The organism is Pseudoalteromonas sp. SG45-5 (assembly GCF_014164085.1).
Classification (GTDB): domain Bacteria; phylum Pseudomonadota; class Gammaproteobacteria; order Enterobacterales; family Alteromonadaceae; genus Pseudoalteromonas; species Pseudoalteromonas aliena.
Window position 1 is genome coordinate 1 of sequence record NZ_JACJEM010000132.1, and the last position, 880, is coordinate 880.

1 pseudogene is annotated in these 880 nt (G+C 39.1%); it reads right to left on the reverse strand.

Annotation, left to right across the window (positions count from 1 at the left end):
• Positions 1-673 precede the first annotated feature (673 nt).
• Positions 674-880 (reverse strand): annotated as a pseudogene (locus H5119_RS20355) (hypothetical protein); the annotation flags it as partial.

The window sequence follows — 880 nt, forward strand, 5'->3', positions numbered from 1 at the left end:
ACGTCATTACTAGGTGCGTAGTCATATTTAAATTGAGTCTAAATAATAAGAACACTTGATTTTTGAATAAAGAGATCAAGAAAACACAGCTGCCTGCTTGACCGGAACTTTCTAATGGGTGACCCTCAGGGTCTTATCCAAGGTACTTTGTGTTGCGGCATTGATGCTTGTTTGCGCGTCAGCCAAGGTTTGATTCAGGTTTTTAGCCGCTTGTAGGCCAACTTTAGCTTGCGCATTCGCACTGAGCTTTTGGCCTGTCTCACTGATATATCTCTGGCGTGCTGCCGATTCAATATGGTGACTTACTATAGAGTTCCCCAACGCATTGCCAAGTGCATCGGCTAACGAGAGCAGTTAGCCGATTTTAAGATTTCCAAGAACAACTAAACTCGACACCCACTCTAATTTAACACAAGAACAACTAAACTCGACACCCACTCTAATTTAACAAGAAGAACAACTAAACTCGAACAACTAAACTCGACACTCACTCTAATTTAACAAGCAAAGCTGTATTATTAGATTTACTTTTTAGGTCAATGATTAGTGCTTTACGACTACGTTAATTTTATTTCATCCAGTAAATCAGCAATCATCACTCTTAAACCTAAATTACACGCATGAAAATGACTGCATGATGCAGTTTTAACTTTTCTACTGAGTAATTTAAGGTTTATGCTAATAGCTTTTCACAATTACTTATATTAGCTCGCCGTTTTCTGCTTAAGTTTTCACAATAACTTGCTTGTGAGGTCGGCCTGCCTACTGCGCCGTGAAATACGCGTGTAAATTGTGTGGTGAGTTTTAACCAGTTTTCAGAGGAAATATTGACTCTTTCGAGTAAGGGTAAGTGTGTACTTTCAATATACCCTCGTTTGTC